Below are 15,819 nucleotides of genomic sequence, written 5' to 3'. Positions count from 1 at the left end.
CGCGCGCGCCCCCCCCACCTCCGGCCCGCGCCGGGGCCCCGCGGGGGCGCGGGGCCCCCACGCGGCGGGCCCCCGGTCGCCCCCGGGGGCCCCCTCCTCTCCCCTCCTGGTGCTCGGCCTCGTCGTCACTACCGGGGCAGCACCACGACATACGCGGCCGGGTCGCGGTCCGCGGCGGCCATCAGGGCGGTGCGCACGACCGCCGCCTGCTGTTCCATCCCGTCCCTGAGCTTCTTCGGGGTGATGTACACGACCGTGATGCCCAGGCGTTCCAGGTGTTCACGCTTGCGGGCGTACTCCGACCACAGGGCGTCCTCGTCCTGGCGCGGTGCCCGGGTGTCGAGTTCGACGGCGACCGCCTGGTCCGGCCAGTAGGCGTCCAGGCCGCCCAGGTGCGGTCCGCCGGGCAGGCGCAGGTCGACGTTCCAGACCGGGTCGGGCAGGCCGTACTCGCGGACCATCCGGTACAGCCGGTCCTCGGCGATCGAACGGCCCTCCGCCAGCAGGGAGTCCACCGCGTCCACCACATGGGGGCGGCTCAGCAGCTTCGCCTGGGTCAACTCGCGGACGACGGCGGCCGGTTCGCAGTGGCCGCCGCGCACCGCCTCGGTGAGCAGCCGGCGCACCGCGTCCGCGTCCGTCAGCTCCATGACCGCGTCCGCCAGCGCGCGCGGCACCGGCGCCACCGGCAGGCCCGCCGCGGCGCGGGGCGCGGGCAGGGCCGGGGTGCGGATGACCCGGACGTAGCCGGTGGAGCGCAGCCGGCGCAGCCGGGGCACCAGGACGTCGACGTGGTCCAGGGAGGACACGGGCGGGGTGGCGGAGAAGCCGTGCAGGGTGAGGGCCGCCAGGCCGGTGAGCATCGCCTCCGGGTAGAGCGCGCGGTGCGGGTCCTCGGCCGTGGGCTGGGCCGGGACGCCCGGCACGGACTCGCGGGCCGCGTACAGCAGGGCTCCGTGCAGCCGCTCCTCGCTCGTCGGCGGGCCGGGGTGGAGCAGGACCACGTTGGGGAGCAGCAGCTGCCAGGGGCCGTCGGCGCGGCACTGCTCGTTCAGCTCGGCCGTGGTGACGCCGTGGGAGCGGAGCTGGGCCGTCGTCAGGACGCGGCGGTGGACCTCGGAGAGGTGGCGGAGCGGGCGGGGGGAGAGCGGGGTGTTGTGCGTCATGGCCTCGGGATTCCCGCACCCGGTCCGCTCTTTAACCGCTGTTACACGGTCGTCGATGAATACGGACAAGGCGGGACTAAAGGTCAGGTGTTCGGATGCCGATCAGGCGCCGAAAACCCCTGGTCCGCATGGGGTGGACCAGGGGTTACGGGTGCGATGGAACGAATTCCGTAACGGTGACCGGCCGCCAAAGCTCAGGCCAAAGCTTGGGTCAAAGCTGGCGGGTTCCGGTCGCCGTGGAGGAGCGCAGGATCAGTCCCCGACGGCCGCCGTCGCGTCGCAGGCCTGGGCGCGCAGCGCACGGGCCAGGTCGTCGCGGGCCTCCAGGACCAGCCGGCGCAGCGCCGGGGCCGCGTCCTGGTGGGCGTCCAGCCAGGCGTCCGCCGCGTCGAGGGTCTCCGGGCGGTCCTGGTACGCCGGGAACAGCCCGCGGACCACGTCCATGCCGATCTGGATGGACCGCTCCCGCCAGATCCGGTCGATCGCCGCGAAGTACTTCTCCGCGTACGGCGCCGTCAGCTCCCGCTGCGAGGGCTGGTCGAAGCCCGCGATCGTCGCCTCCACCAGCGCGTTGGAGAGGCTGTCCGACTCCACCACCTGGGCCCACGCCTGCGCCTTGACCGCCGCCGAGGGGCGGGCGGCCAGGCAGCGGACCTGGTGGCGCTTGCCGGACGCCGTGTCGTCCCGGGCCAGTTCGGCCGCCAGCACCGACTCGTCGGCCGCGCCGTGCGCCGCCAGCGGCTGGAGGAACGCCCAGCGCAGCTCCTGGTCCACCACCAGGCCGTCGACCGTGGTCGTGCCGTCCAGCAGGTCCTTCAGCAGCGCCAGGTCCGGCTCCGCGAAGGCCACCGAGGCGAAGAACCGCGCCCAGGCCAGCTGGTGCTCGCTGCCCGGCTCCGCCGCCCGCAGCTCCCGCAGCGCACCCTCGGCCAGCCGCGCCTCACCGGTCGCCCGCCAGCCCGGCGTCGCGTAGTGCGCCAGCGCGGTGTTCGCCCAGGCGTGCAGCATCTGGAGCACGCCGATGTCCGACTCGCGGCCCGCGAACCGCAGCACCAGCCCGATGAACTCCCGGGCCGGGAGCAGCGCGTCCCGGGTCAGGTTCCACAGCGCCGACCAGCACAGCGCGCGGGCCAGCGGGTCGGTCAGCGCGCCCAGGCCGGAGCGGAGCGTGTCCAGCGAGGTCTCGTCGAAGCGGATCTTGCAGTACGTCAGGTCGTCGTCGTTGACCAGCACCAGGTCCGGCGCCGCCGCACCGGCCAGCTCCGCGACCACCGAACGCGGCCCCTCCACGTCCGTCTCCGCGCGCGCGTACCGCTCCAGCGCCCCCTCGGGCGTACGGCGGTACAGGCCCACCGCCACCCGGTGCGGGCGCTCCTCCGGGTACGCCTCCGGGGCCTCCTGCACCACCGCCAGCTCGGCCACCCTGCCCTCGGGGTCCAGCAGCACCTGCGGGATCAGCGCGTTCACCCCGGCCGTCTGGAGCCAGGAGCGGGCCCAGGCCGACATGTCCCGTCCGCTGGTCTCGCCGAGCACCGACAGCAGGTCGCCGAGGCGCGTGTTGCCGTACGCGTTGCGCTTGAAGTAGCGGCGGGCGCCCTCCAGGAACGCGTCCTGCCCGACGTACGCCACCAACTGCTTGAGCACCGAGGCGCCCTTGGCGTAGGTGATGCCGTCGAAGTTCAGCTTGGCGTCCTGGAGGTCGCGGATGTCCGCGGTGATCGGGTGCGTGGAGGGCAGCTGGTCCGCGCGGTAGGCCCAGGCCTTGCGCCGGTTGGCGAAGGTGGTCCAGGCGTCCTTGAAGCGGGTCGCGCCGACGCATCCGAAGGTGCCCATGAAGTCCGCGAAGGACTCCTTCAGCCACAGGTCGTCCCACCACACCATGGTGACCAGGTCGCCGAACCACATGTGCGCCATCTCGTGCAGGATGACGTTGGCCCGGGCCTCGTACGACGCCTGCGTCACCTTCCCGCGGAAGATGTACTCCTCGCGGAAGGTCACCAGACCCGGGTTCTCCATCGCGCCCAGGTTGTACTCCGGCACGAAGGCCTGGTCGTACTTGCCGAACGGGTACGGGTAGTCGAAGTGCTCGTGGAAGAAGTCCAGGCCCTGCTTGGTGATCAGGAAGACGTCGTCCGCGTCGAAGTAGGGCGCCAGCCCCTTGCGGCACATCGCGCCGAGCGGGATCTCCAGCTTCGTGCCGTCCTCGAGGGTGCGGGTGTAGGAGTCCGTCACGTAGTGGTACGGCCCCGCCACCACGCAGGTGATGTACGTCGAGATCGGCTTGGTCTCCGCGAACCGCCAGACCCCGTCCACCCGTTCGCCGGCGCCGTTGCTCCACACCGTCCAGCCCTCCGGCGCCCGCACCTCGAACCGGTACGGCGCCTTCAGGTCGGGCTGCTCGAAGTTGGCGAAGACCCGGCGGGCGTCGGCCGGCTCGTACTGCGTGTAGAGGTAGACCTCGCCGTCCTCCGGGTCGACGAAGCGGTGCATGCCCTCGCCGGTGCGGGAGTAGGCGCACCGGGCGTCCACCACCAGCTCGTTCTCCGCGGCCAGGTCCTCCAGCGCGATCCGCGCGCCGTCGAAGACCTCGCTCGGGTCCAGGTCCCGGCCGTTGAGCGAGACGGCGGTCACGCTCGGCGCGATGAGATCGGCGAAGCTGGTCGCCCCCGGCTCGTTGCAGCGGAACCGGATGGTGGTCACCGAGCGGAAGGTGCGCGGCTCCCCGTCCCCCTCGCCCACGGCGGACCTGAGATCCAGGGAAACGTCGTACCCGTCGACGGACAGCAGGGCGGCCCGCTCCCGGGCCTCGTCGCGGGACAGGTTCTCACCGGGCACGGGCGGTACTCCCTCGGGGCGTCTCGAATGGTGAACAGCACCGATCCTGCCACGAGCCCCTGACGCCGCACAGCAGGGAATGTGCGGGGCGAGCGGGGGCGTTGCCCAGGATGTTCACCGGTGAACCGCCGCCTCGCGAGGAGAGACATGTCGGAGAAGACCCCCGTCGACTTCTGGTTCGACCCGTTGTGCCCGTGGGCCTGGATGACCTCCCGCTGGGTGCTGGAGGTGGAGAAGGTCCGCGACATCGAGGTCCGCTGGCACATCATGAGCCTCGCCGTCCTCAACGAGGACAAGCTCGACGAGCTGCCCGAGCAGTACCGGGAGATGCTCGCCACCAAGGCCTGGCAGCCGGTGCGGGTGGTCACCGCCGCCTGGCAGCGGCACGGCGAGGACGTGCTCGGCCCGCTGTACACCGCGCTCGGCACCCGCATCCACAACAACGGCGAGGGCCCCACCCTGGAGGCCATCGCCGGCGCCCTCGCGGACGTCGGCCTGCCCGCCGAGCTGATCGACTACGCCGAGCAGCAGGACTTCGAGTACGAGGCCGAGCTGCGCGCTTCCCACAAGGAGGGCATCGAGAAGGTCGGCCAGGACGTCGGCACCCCGGTCATGGCGGTGCCCGGCCCGGACGGCGAGCAGCTCGCCTTCTTCGGCCCGGTCGTCACCCCCGCGCCCAAGGGCGAGGAGGCGGCCCGGCTGTGGGACGGCACCCTGGCGGTGGCCTCGGTGCCGGGGTTCTACGAGCTGAAGCGGACCCGGACCAAGGGCCCGGACTTCAGCAACCTGTAGGGCAGCGCGCACAGAGGGAACCCCCGCGAGTCACGTCCTCGCGGGGGTTCCCCCTTTTTGCTCCGCCGTGCCGACGTGAAGGGTGAGAAGACGATCACGAGGCAGGGCGGCGTTTCTCAGGGCGCGAGCAGCAGGGCGTTGCCGCGCTCCTTGGCGGCGGTGTAGCGCTTCGCCACGTCCTGCCAGTTGACCACCTGCCACATGGCCTCGATGAAGTCGACCTTCTGGTTGCGGTACTGGAGATAGAAGGCGTGCTCCCAGGCGTCGAAGACCAGGATCGGGGTGGCGCCCTGGCCGACGTTGCCCTGGTGGTCGTAGACCTGCTCCACGATCAGCCGCCCGCTCAGCGGTTCGTACGCGAGGACGCCCCAGCCGGAGCCCTGGGTGGTGGCCGCCGCCTTGGACAGCTGGGCCTTGAACGCGGCGAAGGAGCCGAAGGACTCCTTGACCGCCTCCGCCAGCTCGCCCACCCCGTCGGCGGCCAGCGGCTCGCCGCCGCCCTCCTTCGGGCCGGTCATGTTCTGCCAGTAGATGCTGTGCAGGATGTGGCCGGACAGATGGAAGGCCAGGTTCTTCTCCAGGCCGTTGATCGCCCCCCAGGACTCCTTGTCCCGCGCCTCGGCGAGCTGCTCCAGGGTGTCGTTGGCGCCCTTGACGTAGGCCGCGTGGTGCTTGTCGTGGTGCAGCTCGATGATCTCGGGGCTGATCACGGGGGCGAGCGCGGAGTAGTCGTACGGCAGGTCGGGCAGCGTGTAGACGGGCATGGGTGACCCCCTCGGGAAGCTTATTGCAAATAACTTGCAAGAGCACGCTATCAACAACAAGCTCCGGCCAACAGAAAGGCCCCCGCGTGTCCTTCGACGCGGGGGCCTGCTCGGTGCGGCGGGGGCTCAGCCCTTGGCGCGCGCCCGCTGCCGGAGGTAGCCGACGGCGGCCAGGGCCAGGGTCATCCCGCCCGTGGAGTACAGCTGGATGCGGGTGTCCGGCTCCCGGGCCATCAGCACGAAGATCGCGACCATGCCGGCCAGCGCCACCCAGGTCAGCCACGGGAACGCCCACATGCGGACCACCAGCTTCTCCGGGGCCTCCCGCTCGATCCGGCGGCGCAGCAGCAGCTGGGAGACGGCGATGAACATCCAGACCACCAGGATGACCGCGCCGATCATGTTCAGCAGCCACTTGAAGGCGCCGTTGGGGCTCCAGTAGCTGAGCAGCACGCAGACGAAGCCGAGGACGCAGGAGGTGAGGACCGCGATCCGCGGCACCCCGCCGGACAGCTTCGCCAGCGCCTTCGGGCCCTGACCGCGCTCGACCAGCGAGAAGGCGATGCGCGAGGAGCCGTAGATGTTGGCGTTCATCGCGGACAGCAGGGCGGCGAAGACGACCACCTTCATCAGCTGGCCCGCGCCGGGGATGCCGAGGTGGTCGAGCGTGGCGACGTACGGGCCCTTGGTCACCACGTCCGCGGAGTTCCACGGGACCAGGGTGACGACGACCGCCATCGAGCCGATGTAGAACAGGGCGATGCGCCACATGGCCGTGCGGACGGCGGACGCCACGCCCTTGACCGGGTTCTCCGACTCCGCCGCGGCGATGGTGACCGTCTCCATGCCTCCGTAGGAGAAGACGGACGCGAGCAGGCCGATGATCAGGCCGTCGCTGCCGTGCGGGAGGAAGTGGGTCAGATGCGAGGTGCCGGGGGAGTCCGTGCCGGGCAGCACGCCCGCGATGGCCAGCGCGCCCAGGATCAGGAAGAGGCTGATCGCGCCGACCTTCAGCGCGGCGAACCAGAACTCGAACTCGCCGAAGTTCTTCACGGCGGCCAGGTTCGACCCGCAGAACACCGCCATGAACAGGGCCACCCACATCCACTGCGGGGTGCCCGGCACCCAGCCCTGGACGATCTTCGCGGCGCCGATGCCCTCCAGGCCGACGGCCGTGCACAGCAGCACCCAGAAGGACCAGCCGGCGGCGAAGCCGGCCCAGGGGCCGATGGCCCGCTCGGCGTGCGCGGAGAAGGAGCCCGACGACGGGTACGCGGCGGACATCTCACCGAGCATCCGCATCACCAGCATCACCAGGAGGCCGGAGAGGGCGTAGGCGATCACGATCGACGGACCGGCGGCGGCGATGCCCGCACCGGAACCGACGAACAGTCCCGCGCCGATGACCCCGCCGAGGGCGATCATCGACAGATGGCGCTGCTTGAGGCCATGCGAGAGGGAGGCACCCTGTTCCTGGGGCGGTGTCTCCGTGGTCGTGCTGCTGGGCATGGGCGCGGCTCTCCCGATGCAGAGGGGCAATGGGCTGGTAAAGGAGCCCACAGTCTCGGGCCCCTGTCCGTATAGGCGAAGAGCTTGCCCACTATCCGGACAGCCGCCGCACCCAGGGTGAGGGCCCGGTCACGCGATCGCCGGGCCGGCTCGCGCGGCGGCGCTTTGGCGGAACCCCACAGTCCGTCTGCCCGGCCGAGAAGTGAGCGGAACGGCTCTGCCTCAGTGACCGTTGTCACGCCGGTGCAGGTGTAAGCAGCACGTTTTGTGTGAAGCGTACGAACGCGATGATCGCCCCTTTGTCGAGCGCCGACGGTGATCGCCGGGTGGGCGCTGGGATAGCGTCACGGAGTCCCGACATGTCCACACCACCCCGCGGAGTCCCCATGAGCACCGCCACCGCCCTCGCGCGCCCCGGCGCAGTCCTCGCCGACCTGCTTCCCGCCTCCCGGGTCCGCGACGCGGCCCTCGTCCTCGGCGGCGCCGTGCTCACCGGCCTCGCCGCCCAGCTGGCCGTCCCGGTCCCGGGTTCCCCGGTGCCGGTGACCGGGCAGACCTTCGCCGCGCTGCTCGTCGGCACCGCGCTCGGCGCCCGCCGCGGCTTCCTCTCCCTCGCCGTGTACACGCTCGCCGGGGTCGCCGGGCTGCCGTGGTTCGCGGGCGGCTCCGCCGGCGCGTCCTCGGTCACCTTCGGCTACATCGTCGGCATGCTGCTCGCCTCGGCGCTCGTCGGCGCCCTGGCCCGGCGCGGCGCCGACCGCTCCCCGTGGCGCATGGCGGGCGCGATGATCCTCGGCGAGGCCGTCATCTACGCCGTCGGCGTGCCCTACCTGGCCGTCGCCGTATGCGCGGGGTGGATCAGCCCACGGACACCTTGTCCGTCCGGGCCTCGACCGCCTCGGCCCGCCGGCCCTTGGCGATCTGCTCCTTGACCAGGGCGATCACCAGCACGATCGCGGCCACGCCGAGGGACAGCAGCACGGTGGTACGGCCGCTGCTCTCCCCCTTGGTGTCGGTCAGCATGTAACCGAGCACGAACACGATCAGACCGGCCGTCGCCCAGGTCAGGTACGGGTACAGCCACATCTTCACGACGAGCTTCTCCGGCGCCTCACGCTGGATGATCTTGCGCATCCGCAGCTGCGAGAAGCAGATCACCAGCCAGACGAAGAGGGCGACCGCGCCGGAGGAGTTGACCAGGAAGAGGAAGATCGTCTTCGGGTAGGCGTAGTTGAAGAAGACCGCGACGAAGCCGAAGACCACCGAGGCCAGGATCGCCGCCATCGGCACACCGCGGGAGGTGGTCCGGGCGAACGCCTTCGGCGCGTCACCGCGCTGGCCCAGCGAGAAGGCCATACGGGAGGCCGTGTACAGGCCCGAGTTGAGGCAGGACAGCACCGAGGTCAGCACGATGAAGTTCATGATCTGACCGGCGTGCGCGATCCCGAGGGAGTCCAGCGCGGCGACGTACGAGCCGTTCTTCGCGATGGAGGCGTCGTCCCACGGCAGCAGCGAGACCACGACCAGGATCGAACCCAGGTAGAAGACGCCGATACGCCAGATGATGCTGTTGGTCGACTTGGTGACCGCCGCCTGCGGGTCCTCCGACTCGCCGGCCGCCAGGGTCGCGATCTCGCTGCCCATGAAGGAGAAGACGACCAGCAGGACACCGGTGAGGATCGCGCCCGGACCGTGCGGCAGGAAGCCGCCGTGCGAGGTCAGGTTGGAGAAGCTTGCCTTGTCGGAGTGCACACCCGGCAGCACGCCGAACACGGCGAGCAGACCGACGACGATGAACGCGCCGATCGCGACGACCTTGATACCGGCGAACCAGAACTCGAACTCGCCGTAGGAGCCGACGGAGACCAGGTTCGTGGCCGTCAGGACGGTCATCACGATGAGCGCCCATCCCCACTGCGGTACGGCGGGTATCCAGCCCTCCAGGATCTTGGCGCCGGCGGTCGCCTCGACGGCGAGCACGACGACCCAGAAGAACCAGTACAGCCAGCCGATGGAGAAGCCGGCCCAGCGGCCGAGCGCACGGTCGGCGTGCGCGGAGAAGGAGCCGGAGGTCGGGTTGGCCGCGGACATCTCGCCGAGCATCCGCATCACGAGGACGACCAGGGTGCCGACGAGGGCGTAGGACAGCAGAATTCCGGGGCCGGCCGTGGCGATGCCCGAACTGGAGCCGACGAAGAGTCCGGCACCGATCACACCACCGATGGCGATCATCGACAGATGGCGGTTCTTGAGGCCTGCTTGAAGTCCGGAACCAGGGGTCATGGACGGAGTTCCTTTGCGCCGGTGGAGCGGATCCCGTACGAGCGGGGGTGCCTTGGTGGGGCGGGAGTACGGGGTTCTCGCATGAGCGGTGTACGAGTCGGTCCAGTGAATCCGAGGCGAACGAATTCGGGAACCTCTGAATCCGTATCGTTACTTGAGGTTCCCTTGAGGTTCTATGGTTCGGCTCACATTTTTCCGGCGTATTTCGGCAGGCTTCCCCGGCGTGTGACAGCGGGTGCCCGCGCCGCCACCCGAGGCTGCTGCCCCGAAACGCTCGTGTCACACTCAAGGGCATGCGCGTGTATCTCGGCTCCGACCATGCGGGCTACGAACTCAAGAACCACCTCGTCGACTGGCTCAAGGCGGCGGGTCACGAGCCCGTCGACTGCGGGCCGCACATCTACGACGCCCAGGACGACTACCCGCCCTTCTGCCTCCGGGCGGCGGAGCGTACGGCCGCGGACCCCGACTCGCTCGGCGTCGTGATCGGCGGCTCGGGCAACGGCGAGCAGATCGCCGCCAACAAGGTGAAGGGCGTCCGCGCGGCGCTCGCCTGGAGCGAGGAGACGGCCGCGCTCGGCCGCCAGCACAACAACGCCAACGTCGTGGCGGTGGGTGCGCGCATGCACAGCGAGGAGGAGGCGACGAAGTTCGTCGAGGTGTTCCTCAACACCCCCTTCTCCGGTGACGAGCGCCACATCCGCCGTATCGACATGCTGTCGGACTACGAGACGACCGGCGACCTCCCCCCGATCCCGGCCCACCACCCCCAGCAGTAACCGGCACCGGCCCGCGCACCCGGCCCGGGTGCGCGGGCCGGCAGCAGGCAGGAAAGGACACCCCCGCCGTGCCGGAAGGGCACACCATCCACCGGCTGGCCCAGGACTACGCCGAGCGCTTCTCGGGACGGCCCGCCCGCGTCAGCAGCCCGCAGGGCAAGTTCTCCGACGCCGCCGCCCTGCTCGACGGCGCGGTCCTCACCGCCACCGAAGCCCACGGCAAGCACCTCTTCCTGCGCTTCCGCGACACCGACTGGGTCCATATCCACCTCGGCCTCTTCGGCAAGGTCGGCTTCGGCGACGCCCCGGCGCCCCCGCCCACCGACACGGTCCGGCTCCGGCTGGCCAACGACACCGGGTACGTCGACCTCCGCGGCCCCACCACCTGCGCCCTGATCACCGACGCCGAGAAGCGTGCCGTGCACGACCGCCTCGGCCCGGACCCGCTCCGCGCGGACGCCGACCCGGGCGCGGCCCACCGCAGGATCTCCCGCAGCCGTACGGCCGTCGCCGCGCTGCTCATGGACCAGAAGACCGTCGCCGGGGTGGGCAACGTCTACCGCGCCGAGGTGCTCTTCCGGCACGGCATCGACCCCTACCGGGCGGGCCGTGACATCACCCCGGCCGAGTGGGACGCCCTCTGGGCCGACCTCGTCGCGCTGATGCGTGAGGGCGTCCGGAACAACCGCATCGACACCGTCCGGCCCGAGCACACGCCCGAGGCCATGGGCCGCCCGCCCCGCGTGGACGACCACGGCGGCGAGGTGTACGTCTACCGCCGTGCCGGCCTGCCCTGCCACATCTGCGCCACCCCCGTCCGCACCGCCGACCTCGCCGCCCGCAACCTCTTCTGGTGCCCCACCTGCCAGCAGAAGTGAGCGCCCGCTAGAACCCGTGCGGCAGCCACGGTGCGACCGGGGAGCCGAACGCCACCGACGCCTCGGCCAGTGCCCCGGCCCGCAGCTCCCGCACCCGCCCCGCCGCGGCCAGCGACAGCAGGCTCACCCCGCCGAGATAGGCGGACGCCAACTCCCGTACCGTGAGGGCGAGATCGGGAGTGTCCGTGGTCCGCTCGCAGGTCGCCCCCTTCTCGTCCGCGGACAGCCGCCAGCGCCCCGCGTTCCAGGGGCAGAACTCGTCCTCGACCGCCAGGACCACATCCAGCGGCGCCTGGTAACCGCGCGCCGCGAGCGCCGTACCGACCTCGACCAGCCGGAGGTACCCGTCGTCCCGCACCCGCGGGCGGCAGCGGCGGATGTCGGACACCAGGTACTGCCAGGCGTCGTCGACCGGCCGCGAGTGCACGACGAGCGTGGTCATCAGGTCGATGCCGAACAGGAACCGCCACAGCGCCGCGCCGGTCGCCGGGTCCAGCGCGGCCAGATCTGCCAGCTCGACCGTGCCGTCGTGCCCGCTCGTCCCCCAGCCGAGCCGGGTGCGGAACCGGGCGTACCCGGTGACCCGGCCACCCTCCTCGGCGACCACGCACTGGAGCGCCGACGCCCCGTCGCGCTCGCTCTCCGGGTCGTTCACCCGGGCCCGCGCCCAGCCGGGCTGCCGCGCCAGCATGCCGGGGCGGCCCGGCACCAGCGCCGCGTACACCTCCTCGCAGGCGTCGAGGGCGTCGGCGGGCCCGGCGTACCGCAGCCGCACCGCGTCGGTGCCCTCCGGCACGGACAGTGAGACCCGGCCCGTGTCGATCTCGGCGGCCATCTTGAAGGTCGCCGCGCCGTACCCGAAGCGGCCGTAGATCGCGGGCTCGGAGGCGGTCAGCACCGCCAGCGGCTCGCCCCGCTCCCGCACCTCCGCCAGCTGCCGGCGCATCATCGAGGTCAGCACCCCGCGCCGCCGGTGGGTGGCCGCCACGCTCACCATGGTGACGCCGGCCGCCGGCACCGAGCCCCCGCCCGGCACGGTCAGCCGGAAACTGAACGCCCCGGCCGAGCCCACGATCGCATCCCCGTCCCAGGCGGCCAGCGAACGGCCGAACTCGGTGAGCGAGCGGTCCAGTTCGCGCTCCTCGGGCGAGGAGACCCCGCCGAAGGCCCGCACCAGGCCGTCGTACCACGTGTCCCAGTCCTCGGGCCGCAACACCTTCAACTCGGTTGTCCCGCCAGTCCCCATGAACCATGACTATCAGGGTGTTTCCGGACGAGCCAGCGAATTTCCGCTCGGTGGGCGCGCGATGGGCGGGCGTGCCGTTCACTGTGAGGGCGAACCGCGCGGCAGGCCTCGCACGGGGGGACAAGTGGGACCTCCCGTGCCAAGCGACCGGTCCGATGGATAGGGTCCCGAACTAATGGCAGCACGACGAGAGCGGCGAGGAAAGGCCGAGACGTTCACGGCCCGGTGGAAGATGCAGTGGCACCGGGCCCGCATCGCCCTGCGCAGAAGCGCCGTCGACTACTTCCGCGGCGACGGCTCGGACTGGATCGCCTTCGCCGGACTGCTGCTCACCGTGCCCGTCCTCGCCGCGCTGACGCTGGCCGACTCGGTGTGGTGCTCCCCGGCCACCCTGGTGCTGCCGATCGTCGCCGGCGGGCTGCTGCTGCGCCCGGCGAGCCTGCTCGGCCTGTACGCGGCGGCGGCCACCGCACTGATCGTGGAGTCGGTGCGGCTCGGCCCCTACACGGAAGGGCCGAGCCGGGTCACCCCGGGCGTGGTCCTGGTGGTGGCCGCCTGCGGTTTCTTCGGGCTGCTCACGGCCCAGTTCCGCAGCCGGGTCGGGGTGCCCTGGCGGCGCGGCGGCACCATGCTGTTCGACCTGCGCGAGCGGATCCGGGTGCAGAGCGAGCTGCCGAAGCTGCCGCAGGGCTGGCACTGCGAGATGGCGCTGCGGCCGGCCGGCGGGCAGTCCTTCTCCGGCGACTTCGTGGTCGCGGCCCGTACGAACGGCGGCCGCACCCTCGAGGTCGTCCTCACGGACGTCTCCGGCAAGGGCATGGACGCGGGCTCCCGCGCCCTGCTGCTGTCCGGCGCCTTCGGCGGCCTCCTCGGCTCCCTGCCGCCGCACGACTTCCTCCCCGCCGCCAACGGCTATCTGCTCCGCCAGGACTGGGAGGAGGGCTTCGCCACCTCCATCCACCTGGTGCTGGACCTCGACTCCGGCGACTACGAGCTGTACTCGGCCGGCCATCCGCCGGGGCTGCACCTGAGCGCCGGCAGCGGACGCTGGGAGGAGAAGGACACCGAAGGCCCGCTCCTCGGTGTGTACGACGGCGCCCAGTTCGACCCCGTGAAGGGCTCGCTGCGCCCCGGTGACGTGCTGATGCTGTTCACGGACGGCCTGGTCGAGACGTCCGACCGGGACATCGTGGAGGGCATCGACCGGCTCACCGGCGAGGCCGACCGCTATGTCGCCGGCGGCTTCCACGGCGCGGCCTGGCACCTCATCGAGGCCGTCGCGAAGGACGTCAACGACGACCGGGCCCTGCTGCTCATCTGCCGGGACACCACGGCGGCGGCCCACTGAGGCCCTGGGACACTGGGGCCATGACAGCCGGAGACACGGGCGCGCGGCCGCCGCTCACCCTGGACGAGGTGGCGGCCCTCGCGCGCAGCGCCCACGCGGGCCAGACCGACAAGGCGGGACGGCCGTACGCCGAGCATCTCGCGGCCGTCGCCGAGGGCGTGCGCGCCCGCGGCGGGGACGCCGAGCAGATCGCCGCGGCCTGGCTGCACGACGCCGTGGAGGACGACGCCCTCAGCCGCGCGTGGCTGGCGGCGGCCGCCCTCACCCCGCGCACCAAGGCCATCGTGGACGCCCTCACCAAACGGCCGGGGGAGGAGCCGGAGGCGTACGCGCGCCGCATCCTCGCGACCCCGGGGGCGCTGCTGGTGAAGCAGGCCGACCTCGCGCACAACGCCGACCCCGGCCGGCTGGCGGCACTGCCCGCACCGACCCGCGACCGGCTGACCGGCAAGTACGCCCGCATGCACCGCCTCCTCGGCCTGCCACAGCCCCACTGACACGGCCGGGGTCAGGCCGCTGCGGCCGTCTCCGGGGCGCGGTCCGTGCTCTGCCGCTCCCGGGCCAGCCGGGCGGCGTCCTGCCGGAACGCCCACTCCATCCTCGGCTCCACCACGCACCGGAAGACCCGCCGCACGGGCCGGGTGCACAGCAGGGTGATGACCGTGGCCGCGAGCACCGTCACCAGGATCTGGCCGAGCGGCCGGTGCAGCCAGGCGTGGTCGTACCAGCCGCGGTAGTCCGCGAACTTCACCACGAAGCCGTGCAGCAGATAGCCGTACAGCGTGCCCGCGCCGAGCGTGGTGAACCACATCGTCCGGCCCGGCACCCAGGCGAAGAAGCAGGCCGTCAGCACCAGTGCGCAGCCCATCATCGCGAGCGTCATCACCGGGCCGCACCACCACGGGGCACCCAGCTCCTGCGCCGACTCGCGGTGGTAGAGCCAGGCGTGGTTCATGCGCGGCACCGCCCACCAGCCGAACAGCAGCGCCCCCGCGACCACCGGCACCGCGGCGATCCGCACCGAGCGGCGCCGCACCAGCCGGAAGTGCTCCGGCTTCAGGCACAGCCCGAGCACGAAGTACGGCAGGAACTGGAAGACCCGCTGGAGGTCGAGGTCGTCGCCGATGCTCGGCGTGAGGCTCGCCAGCATCGCGATGCCGAGGGCCAGCGGCAGCGGATGGCGGACCAGCTTCCACAGCGGTGTGGTCAGCCGCCAGATGAACAGCGCGCACAGGAACCAGGTGGCCCACCAGGGGTCCTGGAGGCTGATGTCCTCGTGGCCGCCCGCGACCGCGTTCTTGAACAGCGGGTACGCCGTCTCGAACACGACGTACGGCACGACGACCCCGGTGACCAGCCGCTTCAGCCGGTCCGGGCGCATGTCGAAACTGCGCGAGAAGTAGCCGGAGATGAGGACGAACGCCGGCATGTGGAAGCTGTACACGACCGCGTAGACGCCTTGCAGGATGCGGCTGTCGGCCTTCAGCGGTTCCCAGGAGTGCCCGATGGCGACGAGCAGGATCGCCAGGTACTTGGCGTTGTCGAAGAAGGCGTCACGCTGTCTGCCGGGTCTGTCCGTTGTCGTCTGGCGGGCAGGCGTACGGGACTGGCCGGGGGACGAGTCGGCGTCGAACATCTAAAGCACCCTAGCCCCGTCTCTGGATTTCGTAAAACGCCCCCGGTCATTACCGGTTATCGCCTCGAGATAGCCGCAGCTCGCCCATGATGTACCGATTCATCCCGACTAAAGGGGGCATATCGCCGCCCTGTGGCGGTCATTCGAATTACCTGTGTGGATAGTGCAACGAACTCTCCTGATTTCCCCAGGAGTTATCCGGGAACATGTTGCCGAATTGCTGTGCCAAACGATCTCCGCCCACGAGCCTCCCGCCGACGTTCTGTCACGGGCCGCATACGGCGGCCGGGTTGGTGGCACGATGGTTCTGGCGGGGGTGCGGGCCGTACCCCTGGGCCGGCAGAGCGGACCGACCGAGGGTGTGATCAGTTGTGGCCATTTCACTGTCTGTGGTGCTGCTGTTGGCGATCATCCTGGTGGTGCTGATCAGAGGGGGGAACATCAAGCCCGGCCCGGCCATCGTCGCGATCCTCTTCGGGTTCTTCCTCGCCTCGACCGGCATGGCACCATCCATCAACCGGTTCCTGAACTCGATAGCCGCGTCCATCGACTCGATCAGGTTCTGACCCGGCCGCGAGCCGCG

The 15,819-nt window shown here is 71.2% G+C and carries 14 protein-coding genes; 7 read left to right on the top strand and 7 right to left on the bottom strand.

Going from position 1 to position 15,819, the window contains the following annotated elements; all coding sequences use genetic code 11:
- Positions 1–128: 128 nt before the first annotated feature.
- Entirely contained in the window at positions 129–1,166 is a 1,038-nt protein-coding gene (locus ACFVIU_RS36585; protein WP_385847932.1) for a hypothetical protein, read from the bottom strand.
- Between the two features lie 252 nt (positions 1,167–1,418).
- Positions 1,419–4,001, bottom strand: coding sequence for an aminopeptidase N (gene pepN / locus ACFVIU_RS36580; protein ID WP_385847931.1), 2,583 nt, complete (start codon positions 3,999–4,001; stop codon positions 1,419–1,421).
- A gap of 147 nt (positions 4,002–4,148) precedes the next feature.
- On the opposite strand from pepN, the gene ACFVIU_RS36575 reads away from it, so the two are divergent.
- Positions 4,149–4,793: a DsbA family protein gene (locus ACFVIU_RS36575; RefSeq protein WP_385847930.1), complete on the top strand. Its 645-nt coding sequence runs from the start codon at positions 4,149–4,151 to the stop codon at positions 4,791–4,793.
- A gap of 116 nt (positions 4,794–4,909) precedes the next feature.
- On the opposite strand, the gene ACFVIU_RS36570 is transcribed toward ACFVIU_RS36575, so the two are convergent.
- Both ACFVIU_RS36570 and ACFVIU_RS36565 read right to left on the bottom strand, forming a co-directional pair.
- On the bottom strand, positions 4,910–5,557 hold the full coding sequence (locus ACFVIU_RS36570; protein ID WP_385847929.1) for a superoxide dismutase: 648 nt from the start codon (positions 5,555–5,557) through the stop codon (positions 4,910–4,912).
- 126 nt (positions 5,558–5,683) lie between these two features.
- Entirely contained in the window at positions 5,684–7,066 is a 1,383-nt protein-coding gene (locus ACFVIU_RS36565; protein ID WP_385847928.1) for an amino acid permease, read from the bottom strand.
- A gap of 386 nt (positions 7,067–7,452) precedes the next feature.
- Here ACFVIU_RS36565 and ACFVIU_RS36560 point away from each other — a divergent pair, with 386 nt between their 5' ends.
- Positions 7,453–7,998: a biotin transporter BioY gene (locus tag ACFVIU_RS36560; RefSeq protein WP_385847927.1), complete on the top strand. Its 546-nt coding sequence runs from the start codon at positions 7,453–7,455 to the stop codon at positions 7,996–7,998.
- Here ACFVIU_RS36560 and ACFVIU_RS36555 read toward each other — a convergent pair.
- A complete protein-coding gene (locus ACFVIU_RS36555) occupies positions 7,925–9,349 on the bottom strand; it encodes an amino acid permease (protein WP_385847926.1) in 1,425 nt (474 codons plus the stop codon). The two genes, ACFVIU_RS36560 and ACFVIU_RS36555, sit on opposite strands and share 74 nt — an antisense overlap.
- A 293-nt stretch (positions 9,350–9,642) precedes the next feature.
- On the opposite strand from ACFVIU_RS36555, the gene ACFVIU_RS36550 reads away from it, so the two are divergent.
- Entirely contained in the window at positions 9,643–10,128 is a 486-nt protein-coding gene (locus tag ACFVIU_RS36550) for a ribose-5-phosphate isomerase (RefSeq protein WP_385847925.1), read from the top strand.
- A 68-nt stretch (positions 10,129–10,196) separates the two neighbouring features.
- The gene (locus tag ACFVIU_RS36545; protein ID WP_385847924.1) at positions 10,197–11,006 is read left to right on the top strand and encodes an Fpg/Nei family DNA glycosylase; all 810 of its coding nucleotides are present in this window, start codon (positions 10,197–10,199) and stop codon (positions 11,004–11,006) included.
- A 7-nt stretch (positions 11,007–11,013) separates the two neighbouring features.
- On the opposite strand, the gene ACFVIU_RS36540 is transcribed toward ACFVIU_RS36545, so the two are convergent.
- Positions 11,014–12,252, bottom strand: coding sequence for a GNAT family N-acetyltransferase (locus tag ACFVIU_RS36540; RefSeq protein WP_385847923.1), 1,239 nt, complete (start codon positions 12,250–12,252; stop codon positions 11,014–11,016).
- A 175-nt stretch (positions 12,253–12,427) separates the two neighbouring features.
- Here ACFVIU_RS36540 and ACFVIU_RS36535 point away from each other — a divergent pair, with 175 nt between their 5' ends.
- Entirely contained in the window at positions 12,428–13,600 is a 1,173-nt protein-coding gene (locus ACFVIU_RS36535) for a PP2C family protein-serine/threonine phosphatase (protein ID WP_385847921.1), read from the top strand.
- 20 nt (positions 13,601–13,620) lie between these two features.
- On the top strand, positions 13,621–14,097 hold the full coding sequence (locus tag ACFVIU_RS36530; protein WP_385847920.1) for an HD domain-containing protein: 477 nt from the start codon (positions 13,621–13,623) through the stop codon (positions 14,095–14,097).
- A gap of 11 nt (positions 14,098–14,108) precedes the next feature.
- Here ACFVIU_RS36530 and ACFVIU_RS36525 read toward each other — a convergent pair whose 3' ends face one another.
- Positions 14,109–15,236: an acyltransferase family protein gene (locus ACFVIU_RS36525; protein ID WP_385847919.1), complete on the bottom strand. Its 1,128-nt coding sequence runs from the start codon at positions 15,234–15,236 to the stop codon at positions 14,109–14,111.
- 371 nt (positions 15,237–15,607) lie between these two features.
- Here ACFVIU_RS36525 and ACFVIU_RS36520 point away from each other — a divergent pair, with 371 nt between their 5' ends.
- On the top strand, positions 15,608–15,802 hold the full coding sequence (locus tag ACFVIU_RS36520) for a hypothetical protein (RefSeq protein WP_385847917.1): 195 nt from the start codon (positions 15,608–15,610) through the stop codon (positions 15,800–15,802).
- Positions 15,803–15,819 lie beyond the last annotated feature (17 nt).

The sequence above is a fragment of the Streptomyces sp. NPDC127190 genome (assembly GCF_042672505.1).
Classification (GTDB): domain Bacteria; phylum Actinomycetota; class Actinomycetes; order Streptomycetales; family Streptomycetaceae; genus Streptomyces.
This window is presented reverse-complemented; position numbering and strand designations above follow the sequence as displayed.

What these genes read in the sequence shown, in the direction of transcription:
- ACFVIU_RS36585 (WP_385847932.1), bottom strand. Translation starts at nt 1,166, where the DNA reads ATGACGCACAACACCCCGCTCTCCCCCCGCCCGCTCCGCCACCTCTCC.
- ACFVIU_RS36575 (WP_385847930.1), top strand. Translation starts at nt 4,149, where the DNA reads ATGTCGGAGAAGACCCCCGTCGACTTCTGGTTCGACCCGTTGTGCCCG.
- ACFVIU_RS36570 (WP_385847929.1), bottom strand. Translation starts at nt 5,557, where the DNA reads ATGCCCGTCTACACGCTGCCCGACCTGCCGTACGACTACTCCGCGCTC.
- ACFVIU_RS36565 (WP_385847928.1), bottom strand. Translation starts at nt 7,066, where the DNA reads ATGCCCAGCAGCACGACCACGGAGACACCGCCCCAGGAACAGGGTGCC.
- ACFVIU_RS36560 (WP_385847927.1), top strand. Translation starts at nt 7,453, where the DNA reads ATGAGCACCGCCACCGCCCTCGCGCGCCCCGGCGCAGTCCTCGCCGAC.
- ACFVIU_RS36555 (WP_385847926.1), bottom strand. Translation starts at nt 9,349, where the DNA reads ATGACCCCTGGTTCCGGACTTCAAGCAGGCCTCAAGAACCGCCATCTG.
- ACFVIU_RS36550 (WP_385847925.1), top strand. Translation starts at nt 9,643, where the DNA reads ATGCGCGTGTATCTCGGCTCCGACCATGCGGGCTACGAACTCAAGAAC.
- ACFVIU_RS36540 (WP_385847923.1), bottom strand. Translation starts at nt 12,252, where the DNA reads ATGGGGACTGGCGGGACAACCGAGTTGAAGGTGTTGCGGCCCGAGGAC.
- ACFVIU_RS36535 (WP_385847921.1), top strand. Translation starts at nt 12,428, where the DNA reads ATGGCAGCACGACGAGAGCGGCGAGGAAAGGCCGAGACGTTCACGGCC.
- ACFVIU_RS36530 (WP_385847920.1), top strand. Translation starts at nt 13,621, where the DNA reads ATGACAGCCGGAGACACGGGCGCGCGGCCGCCGCTCACCCTGGACGAG.
- ACFVIU_RS36525 (WP_385847919.1), bottom strand. Translation starts at nt 15,236, where the DNA reads ATGTTCGACGCCGACTCGTCCCCCGGCCAGTCCCGTACGCCTGCCCGC.